Annotated in this window: 12 protein-coding genes; 2 read left to right on the forward strand and 10 right to left on the reverse strand. The window is 61.7% G+C overall.

What is annotated here, in order from left to right:
- Positions 1–56: 56 nt before the first annotated feature.
- The 6 genes from H3T93_RS03140 to hisS all read right to left on the reverse strand — a co-directional run bounded on the left by H3T93_RS03140 (position 57) and on the right by hisS (position 7,033).
- The gene (locus H3T93_RS03140; RefSeq protein ID WP_144176918.1) at positions 57–1,247 is read right to left on the reverse strand and encodes an amino acid ABC transporter permease; all 1,191 of its coding nucleotides are present in this window, start codon (positions 1,245–1,247) and stop codon (positions 57–59) included.
- Positions 1,248–1,253: 6 nt separating this feature from the next.
- The gene (locus tag H3T93_RS03145; RefSeq protein ID WP_110412705.1) at positions 1,254–1,931 is read right to left on the reverse strand and encodes an amino acid ABC transporter permease; all 678 of its coding nucleotides are present in this window, start codon (positions 1,929–1,931) and stop codon (positions 1,254–1,256) included.
- 1 nt (position 1,932) lies between these two features.
- A complete protein-coding gene (locus H3T93_RS03150; RefSeq protein ID WP_046323731.1) occupies positions 1,933–2,763 on the reverse strand; it encodes a glutamate ABC transporter substrate-binding protein in 831 nt (276 codons plus the stop codon).
- Between the two features lie 43 nt (positions 2,764–2,806).
- Positions 2,807–3,661 carry an amino acid ABC transporter ATP-binding protein gene (locus H3T93_RS03155; protein ID WP_269751089.1) on the reverse strand — a complete coding sequence of 285 codons (855 nt, stop codon included), beginning with the start codon at positions 3,659–3,661 and terminating at the stop codon, positions 2,807–2,809.
- Between the two features lie 144 nt (positions 3,662–3,805).
- Positions 3,806–5,608: an aspartate--tRNA ligase gene (gene aspS, locus H3T93_RS03160; protein ID WP_144177576.1), complete on the reverse strand. Its 1,803-nt coding sequence runs from the start codon at positions 5,606–5,608 to the stop codon at positions 3,806–3,808.
- Between the two features lie 39 nt (positions 5,609–5,647).
- Positions 5,648–7,033 carry a histidine--tRNA ligase gene (gene hisS / locus H3T93_RS03165; RefSeq protein ID WP_110425129.1) on the reverse strand — a complete coding sequence of 462 codons (1,386 nt, stop codon included), beginning with the start codon at positions 7,031–7,033 and terminating at the stop codon, positions 5,648–5,650.
- Positions 7,034–7,117: 84 nt separating this feature from the next.
- On the opposite strand from hisS, the gene H3T93_RS03170 reads away from it, so the two are divergent.
- Positions 7,118–8,680 carry a DUF349 domain-containing protein gene (locus tag H3T93_RS03170; protein WP_144176916.1) on the forward strand — a complete coding sequence of 521 codons (1,563 nt, stop codon included), beginning with the start codon at positions 7,118–7,120 and terminating at the stop codon, positions 8,678–8,680.
- Between the two features lie 217 nt (positions 8,681–8,897).
- Here the strand turns inward: H3T93_RS03170 and H3T93_RS03175 are convergent, their stop codons facing one another.
- The 3 genes from H3T93_RS03175 to H3T93_RS03185 all read right to left on the reverse strand — a co-directional run bounded on the left by H3T93_RS03175 (position 8,898) and on the right by H3T93_RS03185 (position 12,099).
- A complete protein-coding gene (locus H3T93_RS03175) occupies positions 8,898–11,258 on the reverse strand; it encodes a RelA/SpoT family protein (protein ID WP_232348601.1) in 2,361 nt (786 codons plus the stop codon).
- A gap of 83 nt (positions 11,259–11,341) precedes the next feature.
- Positions 11,342–11,806, reverse strand: coding sequence for a dUTP diphosphatase (dut, locus tag H3T93_RS03180; protein ID WP_110425127.1), 465 nt, complete (start codon positions 11,804–11,806; stop codon positions 11,342–11,344).
- The gene (locus H3T93_RS03185; RefSeq protein ID WP_024627827.1) at positions 11,806–12,099 is read right to left on the reverse strand and encodes a DUF4193 domain-containing protein; all 294 of its coding nucleotides are present in this window, start codon (positions 12,097–12,099) and stop codon (positions 11,806–11,808) included. The genes dut and H3T93_RS03185 overlap by 1 nt, the downstream gene beginning before the upstream one ends.
- 167 nt (positions 12,100–12,266) lie before the next feature.
- Between H3T93_RS03185 and sepH the strand changes: the two genes are divergently transcribed.
- Positions 12,267–13,352 (forward strand): septation protein SepH, encoded by a 1,086-nt coding sequence (gene sepH / locus H3T93_RS03190; protein WP_144176914.1) that lies wholly within the window; start codon positions 12,267–12,269, stop codon positions 13,350–13,352.
- Between the two features lie 23 nt (positions 13,353–13,375).
- Here the strand turns inward: sepH and H3T93_RS03195 are convergent, their stop codons facing one another.
- Positions 13,376–14,599 (reverse strand): alkaline phosphatase family protein, encoded by a 1,224-nt coding sequence (locus tag H3T93_RS03195; RefSeq protein ID WP_110425125.1) that lies wholly within the window; start codon positions 14,597–14,599, stop codon positions 13,376–13,378.
- Positions 14,600–14,698: the final 99 nt, after the last annotated feature.

Genomic DNA, 14,698 nt, shown 5'->3' on the forward strand with positions numbered 1-14,698 from the left:
CAACTAAGTCCAGAAACGGGAAAGCCGCCAGACAGGGAACAGCAAGGAGCTCTTCGTCAGCTCCTTTTCTTGCTGTCTTTGTCGCTGCCGCCTTTCTTCTCCTTCCTGGTCTTCCCCTCGGCTTTCTGCTCACCACCGGAGCGGCTGCCACGGCCGGGTTTAAGGAAGTCCGGAATCTCAAGGCTCGCCTTGTGCGGATCGACCAGCGTGTCGGGCTGAGTCCGGTCATAGCCCTGGATGTAGCGGGTCTTCCTCCAGTGCTGGATGGAGGCATTGGATCCACGGTGGTGGGCGTGGTACTGCAACGGCGCACCGCCGTACCGGTCCTCGTCCACCTCCTTGGCTACGGCTATCTGGTTGACGTTGGAGGGATCCATGATGGCCACGGGCGCGGCCGGCTCCACGAAGTCGGCGGGGGCGGCAGTGCGCTCCTGCATCTTCTTGGGCAGCCAACGGGCGAAGTGCGACAGCAGGAAGCAGACGAAGAAGTAGACCACCGAGGCCACCACCAGGGTCTGCAGGATGTTGAAGTACATGGAGCCCAGGCGACGAGATTCCTGCAGCAGATCCGTGTACATGATGATGGAGCCCAGAGCCGTATCCTTGAGGACCACGACCAGCTGGGTCACGGCCGCCGGTAGCATGGCGTAGACGGCCTGCGGAACCTCGATCTGCATCAGCGACTGGGTCCTGGTCAGCCCCAGTGCCAGGGAGGCCTCACGCTGGCCGTTGGGCAGGTTGCCCACCCCCGAACGAATCAACTCAGCCACCACGGAGCCATTGTAAAGAATGAGGCCCAGCACGACGGCCCAATAGGAGGCCTGGCTGACTCCGGCAAAGGCGAACCAGCGCCAGAAGAAGATCATCATCATAAGAACCGGGACGGCCCGGCAGAACTCCACGATGATTCCTGAGACTGCCCTTACCAGCCAGTTGGGCAGCAGACGGCCAAGGCCGAAGACAAACCCAAAGATGACCGAGCCAATCACTGCAACCACCGAAGCCTTGATGGTCAGCCAGAGCCCAGGCAGATAGAAGTCCGACCAAGCTTCGTAGTCCAGGGCCGGACGCCAAAGCTCCCAGCTGAGCTGGTTCTCCCCATCAGGAGGATTGTGCAGCCTCATCAGCACCAGAATGACCACTATGGCGAAGATGATAGCGGCTATCCAATTGGCGATTCGTATGGTGCGCCGACCCTTGGGACCGGGCTGATCGAAGAGCAGCGAGCTCTCATTATCTGGTGCCATGGCCGCTCACCTCCTCACTGCCAGCTTGTTGGACAGGTACGTGGTCAAAGCTCCGATGGGCAAAACCAGAATCACATATCCTAGGGCGAAAATCAGGAAGATGGCCACAATGGCATTGGCGTGGAACTCTATCATCTCGCTCATCAGGGAGGAGCTCTCGGATGCCACGGAGGCGGCCGCAGCCACGGTGGAGTTCTTCAGCAGGGCGATGAAGGTGTTGCCCAAGGGCGCTACCGAACCACGGAAGGCCTGGGGCAGAATGATCTGCGAGGCCGACTGGAAGAAGCTCAGCCCCAGGGCACGGGCCGCCTCGGCCTGGCCCAGAGGAACCGTGTTGATGCCCGAGCGCAAGGACTCGCAGACAAATGCTGCCGTATACAGGGACAGGCCCGTCACTGCCAGCCAGAAGAAGTTGACGGAGAATTCCGGCGAGAAGCTGATCTTGAGCTGTGCGAAGGCACCCAGGACCATGAAGACCATGATGATGGTCAAAGGCATGTTCTGGAAGAACTCCACATACCCTCGGCCGACGGCCCGCAGGGAGGAGATGGGCGAGATGCGCATGATCACCAGGATGATGCCCAGGATCAGCGAGAAGAGGGCCGACCAGAGGGTCAGCTGGATGTTGACCCAAAAGGCTGCCGGGATGTCGTAGTCGGTGAACAGTTCGATGATGGTTGACATCTCACTCCCCCTCCTTGGGCTTAGGTGGGTTGTAGCGCGGATCGGGTTTGTAATGGGTGCCCCGGGTGTTGTTCTCGAGCGCCCGCTGCCAGGAGCCGTTGGCCTCCATGTCGGCCAGAGCCGCGTTGATCTTGTGGGCCAGCTTGGTATTGCCTTTTTTGATGCCCACACCGTAGTACTCCTGGGTGAAGGGCTTGCCCACCAGCCGCAGCCTTCCACGGGAGGCAGAAGCCAGACCAGCCAGGATGATGTCGTCAGTGGTGACTGCATCGACGATGCCGGAGAAGAGGGCGGTGGCGCATTCGGCGTAGCCCGGCTGCTCCATCAGCTGGACCTCTTTGGCGAACCGTTTCTTGACGGTGACGGCCGAGGTGGATCCGGTCACTGAGCACAGTCGTTTGCCGTTGAGGTCTTCGGGGCCACGGATATGGTGGTCCTCCTTGCGCACCAGCAGGTCCTGTCCGGCCACGATGTAGGGTCCAGCGAAAGAGACGGCCCGCTTGCGCTCATCCGTTATGGAATAGGAGGCCAGGATCATGTCCACGTCGCCATTCTGGAGCATGGCCTCACGCTGCTTGGAGGGGGCCTCCTTCCAGACGATGTCGTCGGGGCTATAACCTAGCTTGTCGGCGATGTAGGTGGCCACGTCCACGTCAAAGCCCACATAGGTTCCGGCCTTCTTGAAGCCCAGACCAGGCTGGTCGAACTTGATGCCCACCCGAATCTTGCCTGCCTCCTTGTCGGAGCCGCAGGCCGCCAAGGAGATCAGGCAACCCAAAGCACACAGGATCGCGGTCAAATTCCTGGCAAGCCGTTTCAACGGCTGGCCCATGCCATGCATGCTTGCATTCATGCGGATACGCTTCCCTCCTGCTTCAGTGGGTCAGAATCTTGGACAGGAAGTCGGCGGCCCTCTGGGTCTTGGGGTGATCGAAGAAGTCGTCGGGGTCGTCCTTCTCCAGAATCCGTCCATCGGCCATGAAAACGATATGGTCGGCGGCCTGGCGGGCAAAGCCCATCTCGTGGGTCACGCAGATCATGGTCATGCCCTCCTGGGCCAGCTGAATCATCACATCCAGCACCTCGTTGACCATCTCCGGGTCAAGAGCCGATGTGGGCTCGTCGAAGAGCATGATCTTGGGCTGCATGGCCAGGGCGCGGGCTATGGCCACACGCTGCTGCTGGCCGCCTGAGAGCTGGGAGGGCATCTTGGAGGCCTGGGATTCCACGCCCACCCGGGCCAAGAGGTCCATGGCCAGGTCCTCAGCATCCTTCTTGGGCATATGGCGCACCTTGATGGGCGCCAGGGTCATGTTCTCCAGGATGGTCTTGTTGGCGAACAGATTGAAAGACTGGAAGACCATGCCCACCTCGGCCCTGAGCCGAGCCAGGTCACGTCCCTCCTGAGGCAAAGGCTCTCCCTCGATCCTGATGACACCGGAGTCGATGGACTCCAGACGATTGATAGTCCGGCACATGGTGGACTTGCCGGAGCCTGAGGGGCCGACCACCACCAGCACTTCGCCGGTATCAACCTGCAGGTTGATGTCCTTGAGGACGTGCAGGTTGCCAAAATGCTTCTCGACGTGCGCCAGCTCGACCAGCGGCCCGGAGTTATCCTGGACGGGGCGATCCGAGGCCGGTTTCTCCGGCAGAATCCGCTCCGACGGCTGTTTGGTTGTTTCGCTCATATTGGGCAGTTTACTCATCCTTTGTTGCAGAGCGGTCATAGAAACGGTTCTCCTGAGAAGCAGAGCCACTGGCCGAACGCGACCGATTGACCTGCTGCGCATAAACTGGCCTAAACAATAAGGGCCGGAATCCCGCAGAATTCCAGCCCTTTTAGACTCTCGTCGACCAGTGACGAAGTGCGCTCAGTCGGTATCCTCCTGATCCGGTTCCCAATCCACGCCGGTCTCGGCGCGTTGCTGGTCGGAGATGGGCGCTGGAGCCCCGGTCATGGGATCCTGGCCGCCACCGGACTTGGGGAAGGCGATGACATCGCGGATGGAGTCCGCTCCGGTCAGGATCTGGGCAGTCCTGTCCCAACCGAAGGCGATGCCTGCGTGGGGCGGAGCGCCGTACTTGAAGGCCTCCAGCAGGAAGCCGAACTTCTCCTGGGCCTCCTCGGGGCCGATGCCCAGCACTTTGAAGACCCGGTCCTGAATGTCATCGCGGTGAATACGCACCGAGCCGCCGCCCATCTCCTCGCCGTTGCAGACGATGTCATAGGAGTCGCTCATGGCGTGTTCGGGATCCTTGTCGAAGCGGTCGATCCAGTCGGCCGAAGGCATGGTGAAGGGATGGTGCATGGAGGTCCACTTAGAATGTCCCACGGCCACATCGTCGTCGTCCGGGTCGTCGGTGGGTTTGAAGAGCGGGAAGTCCACCACCCAGGTCAGGGCGAATTCGTCGGGTTTGAGCAGCCCCTGGCGACGGGCGATCTCCACACGGGCCGCGCCAAGCAGGGTTTGCGAAGCCTCACGGGGACCGGCTGCAAAGAAGACGGCATCCCCGTCCGTGGCGCCTACGGCCTTCTTGAGGCCTTGGCGCTCGGCATCAGACAGGTTCTTGGCCACCGGGCCCTTGAGAGTGCCGTCGCCGGTGAACTGGACATAGGCCAGACCCTTTGCACCACGCTGGCGGGCCCATTCCTGCCAAGCGTCGAACTGCCTGCGGGGCAGGTTAGCCGCACCCTGGTAGACCACGGCGCCTACGTAGGGAGCCTGGAAGACCCGGAAGGGGGTGTTCTTGAAGTAGTCGGTCAGTTCGACGATAGGGTTGCCGAAGCGCAGGTCAGGCTTATCGGAACCATACTTGTCCATGGCCTCCTGCCAGCTGATCCTGGGGATGGGCAGGGTGACCTCGAATCCTGCAGCCTTCCAGACCTCGGCAATGACCTGCTCGGCCATGGCCATGACGTCCTCCTGGGAGGCGAAGCTCATCTCGATGTCCAGCTGGGTGAACTCAGGCTGCCTGTCGGCGCGGAAGTCCTCGTCGCGGTAGCAACGGGCGATTTGGTAGTAACGCTCAAAGCCGCCCACCATCAGCAACTGCTTGAGCAGCTGGGGAGACTGCGGCAGGGCGTACCAGGATCCGGGCACCAGGCGAGCCGGCACCAGGAAGTCACGGGCGCCCTCGGGGGTTGACTTGATCAGGGTCGGCGTCTCGATCTCGCAGAAATCCATCTTGTCCAGGGCAGCACGGGCGGCACGGTTCATGGCGGCCCTTAGACGGATGTTGCGCTGCATGGAGGGGCGACGCAGGTCCAGATAACGGTAGCGCAGCCGCACATCCTCGCCGGGCAGCTTGTTCTCGGCCTCGTTCTCCAGGGCTGTGGACACCTGGAAGGGCAGGGCTGCCGACTTGGCCAGAACCTCGATCTTGTCTGCAACGATCTCGATGTGTCCGGTGGACAGGTGTTCGTTGTCATTGCCCTCAGGGCGTTCGCGAACCTTGCCGGTGACCTGGATGACGTACTCGCTACGCAGGGGCCGGGCCTCTTCCTCGTCATAGATGACGATCTGCACCAGACCGGAGCGGTCACGCAGGTCGATGAAGGCCACGCCTCCGTGATCACGGCGGCGATCCACCCATCCGGCCACCGTCACCTGGCGACCGACCATATCTTCAGTGACATCCGTGGCGTAGCTCGTTCTGTAAGCCGACTGGCCCATGCTTTCCTGTACCTCCATAATGCTCGGCCTGCCCCTGCGTCAGGCCTGGTATTCCACACTCTGCCGGGCATACAGGCTATCCGGCGTCCAAGACACCAGGTCAGCCGGAGTCTGATCGCCGGTGATGATGTTCTTGACCTGGTCGCCCTCCTGCTGTCCCTCCTTGGCAGGGAACCAGACATAGGGGATGCCCAGGTGGTCGGCATAGCGGATCTGTTTGCCAATCTTGGCTGCAGTAGGCGCCACATCAGCGGCAATACCCCTGGCCCGCAGATCCTGGGCGATGTGGTTGCTGATGGTCCGATCCTCTTCGTCCCAGACGGCGACCATGACCGCAGCCGGAGAAACCCTGGAGGCCTGAACCCCGTGGGCCAGCAGGTAGGAGAGCAGGCGAGAAAGCCCAATGGACAGCCCTACGCCTGGATAGGTCCGGTTGCCCTGGCTAGCAAGATTGTCATAGCGGCCGCCGGAACAGATGGATCCCAGGGACTGCGCCCCCTCTAGGAAGGTCTCGTAGACAGAGCCGGTGTAGTAGTCCAGCCCGCGGGCGATCTTCAGGTCGGCGATGACCGAGCCAGGCCGAATGCGAGCGGCCTCATCGATGATCATGGCCAGCGTCTCCAGCCCCTCAATGGCCAAGGCGTACGAAGAAGACTCCTTATCGATGCCAACCTTGTCAACCAAGGCATCGAACCGCTGGCGCAGCTGCTTACCATCGTCGGCGGTCAGCTCGGCCAGAGCCAGGCAGGCCTTGGCCTGGTCCTGATTGGCGCCGCACTCACTGACCAACAGGCTGGCCACCTCGTCAGGGCCGATCTTGTCCAGCTTGTCGATCTCGCGCAAAACGCCCTCGACATCCTCCAGACCCAGACCCCGGTAGAATCCCTCGGATAGCTTGCGGTTGTTGGCGTGCACAGTGGGCTTGGGCAGGCCGAAGGCCCGCAGCTCCTCCAGAGCACTCAGCATGACCAGGGGCACTTCGACCTCGTAGTGGTCGGGCAGCTCTCCATTGCCAATTACGTCAATGTCAGCCTGGACGAACTCCCTGAACCGTCCCTCCTGGGGCCGCTCTCCTCGCCAGACCTTCTGAATCTGCCAGCGTTTGAAGGGGAAGGTCAAGTCGTTGCTGTGCTCCACAACATAGCGACTCAGCGGCACGGTCAGGTCAAAATGCAGCCCCAGCCGGCGCTCCACTGGCACATCCTTTTCCTGGCCCAGATCCTGCAGTCGGGAGAGCAGGTAGATCTCCTTGCTGGTCTCCCCCTTCTTGAGCAGGCTGGAGCCCTCTTCTACGGCTCTGGTCTCAATGCCGATGTAGCCGTTCAATTCGAAGACCTTGCGGAGCGTGTCGAGGATGCGCTGCTCCACCACTCTTTGCGAAGGAAGCCATTCTGGGAAACCGGATAGAGATGTGCCTTTTGCCATAAGAACCTATACTATAGGAGGTCAAGGAAAATGGTATTGCCATATTTTGCGATCTCTCCAACACACAAGCCTAAGGAGCTGGCCATGGCCGACAACACCGCCATCACACCCGAGAACACCTCGACACCGCAGGAGGAGCACACCGCGGACGCGGAGGGCCAGGTCGCCGCTGCGACAACGCCCGAAGCCGGGCAGGAACAGGCTGCCCCCGGACAGACCGCATCTACTGAGGATGCACCAACCCAGAGCGCACCGGTACCGGCTGAGCCACAGCCTGCAACTGCGGAAGCACCCGCGCCAGCAGCTACACCTGCTGCGCCCAAGCCCAAGGCGGTTCCCTCCCCCGCAGCTCTGGCCCACAAGGCCCCTCACGTCAAGGCCGCCCCGGCCGCTCCCACCTACAGCCAGGAGGAGATCGACAAGGCAGAAGCCTTCGGCCGGGTGGACGAGCAGGGCAACGTCTTCGTCCGCGAAGGTGACCAGGAGCGCCAGGTGGGCCAGTTCCCCAATGCTGATGCCAAGGAGGCCCTGGACCTTTACGCCCGCCGATACTTGGACCTCAAGGAGAAGCTGAACCTATTCGCCTCCAGACTGCGCAGTCCCAAGATCAAGGCCCACGAGATCGACGAATCCATAACCTCACTCAAGGAGGAGACCAGTCAGCCTGAAGCAGTCGGCGACCTTGCCGCCCTGCGCACGCAACTGGAGCAGCTGGCCGAAAAGGGGCAGACTCGCAAGGCTGAACTGGCGCAGGCACGCAAGGATGCCATGGCCAAGGCCATCAAGGAGCGGACCGCCATCGTGGAGAAGGCCGAAGAGCTGGCAGCCTCCCTCGGCGACTCCACCAACTGGCGATCCACAGCAGACAAGTTCCGTTCCCTCTTCGAGCAGTGGCAACACCACCAGCGCACCACCATCCGCATCGACAAGGCCGACGCGGACGCGCTCTGGAAGCGTTTCTCCTCCGCCCGCACCACCTTCAACCAGGCCCGCCGCAAGTGGGCCCAGCAGCGTGACGCCCAGCGGTCCGAGACCAAGCGGATCAAGGAAGAAATTATCGCCGAGGCCGACCAGATCAAGGACTCCACTGACTGGGTACCCACTTCCCACCAGTTCAACGAGCTCATGGACCGCTGGAAGCAGGCCGGGCGTGCAGGACGTCAGGATGACGACGCCCTCTGGGCTCGGTTCCGTCAGGCCGCGGATGTCTTCTTCAACGCCCGTCAGGCCGACCGGGACAAGACCTCGGTCAACGAGCGCGAGAACCTGACCAAGAAGGAGGCCCTGGTGGCCAAGGCCGAGGCCTTGCTGCCCGTCAAGGATTCCAAGGCCGCCAAGCAAGCCCGGCAGGAGCTGGCCAAGATTCAGGAGGAATGGGACGCCATTGGTTTCGTCCCCCGTGACGACGTGCGCCGAATCGAGGGCAGGATGGATGCCGTGGACCGGCAAATCAAAGCCGTGGAAGATGCGGCCTGGAACCAGTCCGACCCCGAGGCCGATGCCCGCGTCTCCAGCTTCGAACAGCAGCTGGCCGCCCAGCTTCAGGACCTGGATCAGCGAATCGCTGCCGAGCAGGATCCGGCCAAGAAGCAGGAACTGGAGGCCGAGAAGGCCACCAAGGAGCAGTGGATGAACGCCGTGCGCTGATTGTAGCAGTTTCCGTTAGAACCCCCGGCTTGGTCATTGACCACCGGGGGTCTTTCTGTAATAACCGTTAATAACCGTCTTTTTAATAACCGTCTTTTAGATTTTGAGTCGTTGAATTTTCAAGGCTGAAAGCAAGTAATAGGTTTGACGAGATACCGGCAAAATGCCGTCGCGAGAGTAAGAAGAAAAGTAGGCATAACGGTGATTGCAGGGAAAGTCAGATGGCCCGCATATGGGGTCTGGTCGAACCCTTGGCTCCGGTCAGCCGGTAGGCATCGAAGACACCGTCGATCTTCCTGACAGCCGACAGGAGCGTATTCAGATGTTGGGGGTCGCCCATCTCGAAGACGAATTGACTGACCGCAACCCGGTCACGACCGGTGGATTGGCTGCCCGACAGGATGTTGACCCCGTGGTCGGACAGGACCTGAGTAATGTCCGAGAGCAGGTGGGGCCGGTCCAGGGCCTCCACTTGAATCTGGACCATGAAAGTGCCCTGTTTGCCCGTCCAGGAGACCTCTATGATGCGTTCGGGCTGCTTCTTGCGCAGTTCCAGAAGATTCTGGCAGTCGGACCGATGAACCGAGACGCCCTGGTTGCGGGTGATGAACCCGGTGATGGGGTCCCCTGGCACTGGAGTACAGCAACGGGCCAGCTTGACCCAGACATCGTCCACGCCCTTGACCGAAATCCCCTGGGAGGTCTCCGGCCGGCTGGACTTGGTGACCCGCTGCAGGGGAATGGCCTCCTGCTCCACCTCGTCCTCAAGGGCCGACCGGCCGGCATCATGTACCAGCCGGGAGATCACGTTCTGAGTGGAGACCTGTCCGTCGCCAATAGCGGCGTAAACCGCCTTCTCATTGGGATAGTTGAGCTCGTCGGCAGCCCCCACCATGGCTTCAGGGGTCAGCAAGCTGGCCACGGGCAGGTTCCGCTTGCGCATGGCGCGGATGAGCTCGTCCTTGCCCTCCTCGATGGTCTCCGAACGGCGCTCCTTGCTGAACCACTGACGGATTTTGCTGCGGGCACGGGGGCTCTTGGCAAAGCTGAGCCAGTCGCGCGAGGGCCCATCGGTGTCGGACTTGCTGGTCAGAATCTCTACCGTGTCCCCGTTGCGCAGCTTGGTGTCCAGGGGGACCAGGCGGCCGTTGACCCTGGCGCCCATGGTTCTGTGGCCAACCTCGGTGTGGACGGCATAGGCGAAGTCCACGGGCGTTGAATCGGCCGGCAGGGAGATGATCTTGCCTTTGGGCGTGAATACGTAAACCTCGGCCGCGCCCAGATCATCCTTAAGGGAGCCCAGGAACTCGTTGGAGTCCGGAGTCTCGCTGGTCCAGTCGGCCAACTGCTGGATCCAGGTCAGGTTGTCCTCCTGGCTCAGCTCCCCCTCCTGGCGCTCACGCTTGACGTCGGACTTGTCGGGCTGGGAGAGCTCGCGGCCTGCAGAACCGTTCTCCTTGTACTTCCAGTGGGCGGCGATGCCGAATTCGGCGCGGCGGTGCATCTGCCAGGTGCGAATCTGGATCTCGACCGGCTTTCCGCCCGGGCCCACCACCGTGGTATGCAGGGACTGGTAGCGGTTGGTCTTGGGCATGGCGATGTAGTCCTTGAACCGCCCAGGCACCGGGCTCCAACGGGCATGGACGGCACCCAGGGCAGCATAGCAGTCGCGAATGGTATCCACGATGATGCGCACCCCAACCAGGTCGTAGATGTTGGCGAAATCGTGCCCGCGCACGATCATCTTCTGGTAGATGCTGAAGTAGTCCTTGGGCCGCCCTGTCACCTGAGCCTTAATGCCCTGAGCATCCAGATCCTCGTGAATCTCGTCCAGGATCTGCTGCAGGTAGACCTCCCGCTGGCCGGCTCTGCGGGAGACCAGGACCACGATTTCATTGTAGATCTTGGGATAGAGGGTCTTGAAGCTGAGTTCCTCCAGCTCGGTCTTGATGGCGTTCATGCCCAGCCGGTTGGCAAGGGGCGCATATACGTCCAGGGTCTCACGGGCCTTGCGCTGGGCTGATGAAGCCTTGACATAGCGCCAGGTACGGGCGTTGTGCACACGGTCAGCCAGCTTGACCACCAGGACGCGCACATCCCGGCTCATGGCCACAATCATCTTGCGGATGGTCTCGGCCTGGGCCGAATCGCCGTAATCCATCTTGGATATCTTGGTGACCCCGTCCACCAAGCCAGCCACCGTGTCGCCGAACTCGTCCCTGCACTGCTCCAGGGTGTAGTCGGTGTCCTCCACGGTGTCGTGCAGTAGACCGGCCGAAACCACCGTGGGCCCCATGCCAAGGTCGGCCAGAATTTGTGCCACAGCCAGTGGATGAATGATGTAGGGCTCGCCAGACTTGCGCCTCTGGTCGGCATGCTGGACCACGGCCCGGTCATAGGCGCGCTGAAGCATGGACAAATCCTCATCAGGATGATGGGCGGCGCAGATCTCCCAGATTGGCATCAGGGGGTTGAGCGGATCGTCGCTGACCTCACAGCCCAGGGCTCTGGAGGACAAGCCAGAAGGGGCCTGGTCGCCGACATCATTGCTACAGACGCTGCCCTCCTGAGTGACCATTCAAGCCTCCAATATCCCGATATAATGCACCAATCCTACACTTCGATATAGTCCATTCAGGTCGCTCGTGTCCGAACCGCGCCTCAGCGGCCGGTCGAGCCGAATCCGCTATCCGAACGCGCCGAGCCAGGCAGGCGTTCAGCAGGCACGAAACGGGCCTGCACGTAACGCTGGATGACCAGCTGGGCGATGCGTTCCCCAGGCTCGAAGTGGACCGACTCATGAGGATCCAGGTTGATCAACGGCACCTTGATCTCGCCCCGGTACCCAGCATCAATCGTCCCCGGCGCGTTGAGCACGGTCACCCCCATTTTCACTGCCAGCCCCGAGCGCGGGTGAACCAGGCCGACGTACCCGTTGGGCAGAGCCAAGGCCACTCCCGTAGGAACTAGCGCCCGCTGGAAGGGGGCCAGATCCACAGCCACTCTGGTTCGCAGATCGGCCCCGGCATCGCCGGGCATGGCATATTCCGGCACGTCGGCCCCGCCCAAGGACTTGAACAGGACCTCGACCGTTTCTGGCTCGTTGTAGGACTCGTCATAGGCCATCAGGCGGCGCACTCCTTGCAGACGGGCTTGCCGTCGGGGGTGGTGTAGGCCAGTTGGCTCCGGTGCTTGACCAGGAAGCAGTTGGAGCAGATGAATTCATCGCCCTGCATGGGGATGACGGTCACCGAAGAATCCTCATTGCTTAAGTCGGCGCCAGGAAGCTCGTAGTCCTCGGCGATGGCGTTCTCGTCGTCGTCCAGATCGGCCCCGGCATCCTGGCCGCTTTTGCCGAGCTCCTGCAGGGATTCCTCGTCTTCATCCTTGTCTCGCGGGGTATCGTAATCTTGTGCCATCGTGTACCCTTTCCTTGTTCGACCAGTCACCTCGTATACCGGTCATTCCACACGATATGTACTGCGCATAGGATACACGATTTCAAAAGCACGTAAAATACCAACCGTAGGGCACAATGGAAATACCTGAGGCCGTGTAAAGGAACCGTAAGAGGATAGGGGCGTGCATGTCTGAGAATGGGACCAGGATGGCCAGCTTTGACCATGTCGACGACAGGGGCGATCTGGTCTTCGTCTGTGACCACCGGCACTTCGCCGTACGGGTCGACGATGCGCTTGATCGCGCCATTCTTGAGGCCAAGCAGGTCAAGGAGGAAGAGGATGTGGATCCCCAGACCGGCAAGTCCAAGCCCCTACCTGTCTCGGCCATCCAGGCGGCTGTGCGTGCCGGCGCCCGCCCTGAGCAGGTGGCACAACAATACGCTGTCAACGAAGCGCTGGTACGGCGTTTCGCGGCCCCGGTGGAGACCGAAAAGAAGTATGCCATAGAGCAGTTCCTGACCATGCCGGCGCCCAAAGGGTCGGGCGGGCGAAATTATCAGGAACTGATCGGCAAGGTGCTGGCCCGTGCCGGGGTCAGCCTGGCACAGGTTTCCTGGCAGGCCACCAGACGAGGGTACGAACCCTGGAACATCAACGGCGTGTTTACGCTGGACAAGCGGATCTTCAACGCCCGCTGGGCCTGGAACATGCATGACAACACTGTGACCTGCCTGAACAGGGCAGCCAGGATGCTGCTGGATGATTCCGCAGACGACCATGGCCAGGATCGGCCCGATTTGGACCAGGGCACAGCCGAAGAGATCGATGACCAGACTGACAGGCGCCCTCCAAGCCAGGACGATGCCTTTGCCCAAATAGAGGACGAGGAAGAGGACCATGGATCGGGCGACCAGGAGAACGGGGAGCGTCAGGCGGCGCTCACGGCCTGGCTCTATGGCAAACCCAAGGAAGGCCAGGAGCGGACAGCCGAACGAGAACCCAACCACCTCAGTGCCGAGCTGACTGAGGACCCCGACACGGCTGAGCATCCCCCAATCAGGGACACCGAGTCCACCATGGTCCTGCCTGTTCAGAGCCATGGGCAGAGCCAGGCTGACCAGGAGCAGCTCCAGCAGCCGGATCAAGGCGATGATGCCAGTCAGGACGGTCAGGAGGACGAACCCAAGGAGGGTCGCCGGAGCAAACGCGCCAAAAAGCACTCCGGACGGTCGGCCGTACCCAGCTGGGACGAAATCCTCTTCGGCAAGTAGCTGTAGGGTTCTATCCCCAGCAGTCAGACCAGATCGATCAGGCAGGGAATCTGCGTCTCCAGACGGGTCCAGGAGCCGTGGACGCCAGGCAGTCTGGTCGCTGCATCAGTCTGATCAGCCGAATTCACCAGGGTGACCCGGTCACCGGCCAGAACCAGAAGGTCACCGATCATGGGGCGAATCCGAACGTCCACCGGGCCGAAGATTCCCCTTTCGATGGCCTGATCCCGGGTCAGCACCCAGGCCCGCTCCCCCAGACGCTCCCGCCAACGGGCGGCCACGACCTTGGGATCCGCCCTCTGGTCCAGATAGAGCATGACAGCCCTGGGCTCGCCGCCAACCAGTCGCACTTCCCGGTTCAATTCCGGGTCTTGAGCGATGTCGATGCGCTGATCCGGATCAGCCTCGACCATGCCGTGATCGGCTACGATAACCGTCAGCGTCCCGGCTGGCAGGCGGCGATGAAGCTCGGCCAGCTGTGCATCGGTCGCTTCGAGAGCGGCCACCCATTCTTCGCCCTCCCAACCGCTGTGATGGCCCACCTTGTCCACATCGCGGATGTAGAGGTAGGTCAGCCCTGGCTGGCGGGCAGCCTGGCAGGCGGCCAGGAGACGCTGACGGGAGTGGTTGTGGGCCAGGTACTCTCCGCCGCGCAGAGCCGCACGGGTCAGGGCGGAGTCACGAAAACGCGGCAGGCCCGAAGATGTCACGCGGACCCCCTGCGCCTGGAGGGTCTCGAAGACAGTTGGACGGCGCTGCAGGCGCTCGGGGTCCTGGGCGCCTCTGAACTGGATCATCTGACCAAGCTGGCCGGTGTCGGGGTTCAGCTGTGTGTAGCCGGTCATACCGGTCAGTCCAGGGCTGGTCCCGGTGCCGAAGACCCCCATGGCCGCCACCGTAGTCGAGGGCAGGCTGGTATAGAGGGGACGCTGGTTGATGGGTTCGGACAGCAGAGAGCGCAGGTAGGGCACATGGCCCTGACGGCTGACCAGGTTCCAGAATCCCAGACCATCCACAAGGACGACGACAACCGACCGGGCATCAGGCAGCCCCAGGGCCTCCTGGAGGGCCTTGGCAGACGGATGGACGTCAGTGGCCACAGGCACTCCCAGACATGCGCTCAGGGCGGGCAGGACAGCGGACAGATGCCGAGGTCCGCCAACATGATTGTCCCCCGCCTGGTCCCCGTATTGGATAGGCAGACTCGGCTCCAGCAGTTCCTTCATGTCAGGTGTATCCAGACCCATACCTTCCATTCAAGCACGGTCAGACCCCAGGCCGACACCGGACCCAGCAGGCACGCTTTGGCGGACCGTCCGGTTATCATAAGGCGGAACGTGAAGGAG

It is taken from the genome of Bifidobacterium sp. M0404, assembly GCF_016101415.1.
GTDB lineage: Bacteria > Actinomycetota > Actinomycetes > Actinomycetales > Bifidobacteriaceae > Bombiscardovia > Bombiscardovia polysaccharolytica.

Coding starts and splice junctions, on each gene's coding strand:
- sepH (WP_144176914.1), top strand. CDS start 12,267: ATGTCTGAGAATGGGACCAGGATGGCCAGCTTTGACCATGTCGACGAC.
- H3T93_RS03155 (WP_269751089.1), bottom strand. CDS start 3,661: ATGACCGCTCTGCAACAAAGGATGAGTAAACTGCCCAATATGAGCGAA.
- H3T93_RS03145 (WP_110412705.1), bottom strand. CDS start 1,931: ATGTCAACCATCATCGAACTGTTCACCGACTACGACATCCCGGCAGCC.
- H3T93_RS03185 (WP_024627827.1), bottom strand. CDS start 12,099: ATGGCACAAGATTACGATACCCCGCGAGACAAGGATGAAGACGAGGAA.
- H3T93_RS03170 (WP_144176916.1), top strand. CDS start 7,118: ATGGCCGACAACACCGCCATCACACCCGAGAACACCTCGACACCGCAG.
- dut (WP_110425127.1), bottom strand. CDS start 11,806: ATGGCCTATGACGAGTCCTACAACGAGCCAGAAACGGTCGAGGTCCTG.
- H3T93_RS03195 (WP_110425125.1), bottom strand. CDS start 14,599: ATGGGTCTGGATACACCTGACATGAAGGAACTGCTGGAGCCGAGTCTG.
- aspS (WP_144177576.1), bottom strand. CDS start 5,608: ATGGGCCAGTCGGCTTACAGAACGAGCTACGCCACGGATGTCACTGAA.
- H3T93_RS03175 (WP_232348601.1), bottom strand. CDS start 11,258: ATGGTCACTCAGGAGGGCAGCGTCTGTAGCAATGATGTCGGCGACCAG.
- H3T93_RS03140 (WP_144176918.1), bottom strand. CDS start 1,247: ATGGCACCAGATAATGAGAGCTCGCTGCTCTTCGATCAGCCCGGTCCC.
- hisS (WP_110425129.1), bottom strand. CDS start 7,033: ATGGCAAAAGGCACATCTCTATCCGGTTTCCCAGAATGGCTTCCTTCG.
- H3T93_RS03150 (WP_046323731.1), bottom strand. CDS start 2,763: ATGGGCCAGCCGTTGAAACGGCTTGCCAGGAATTTGACCGCGATCCTG.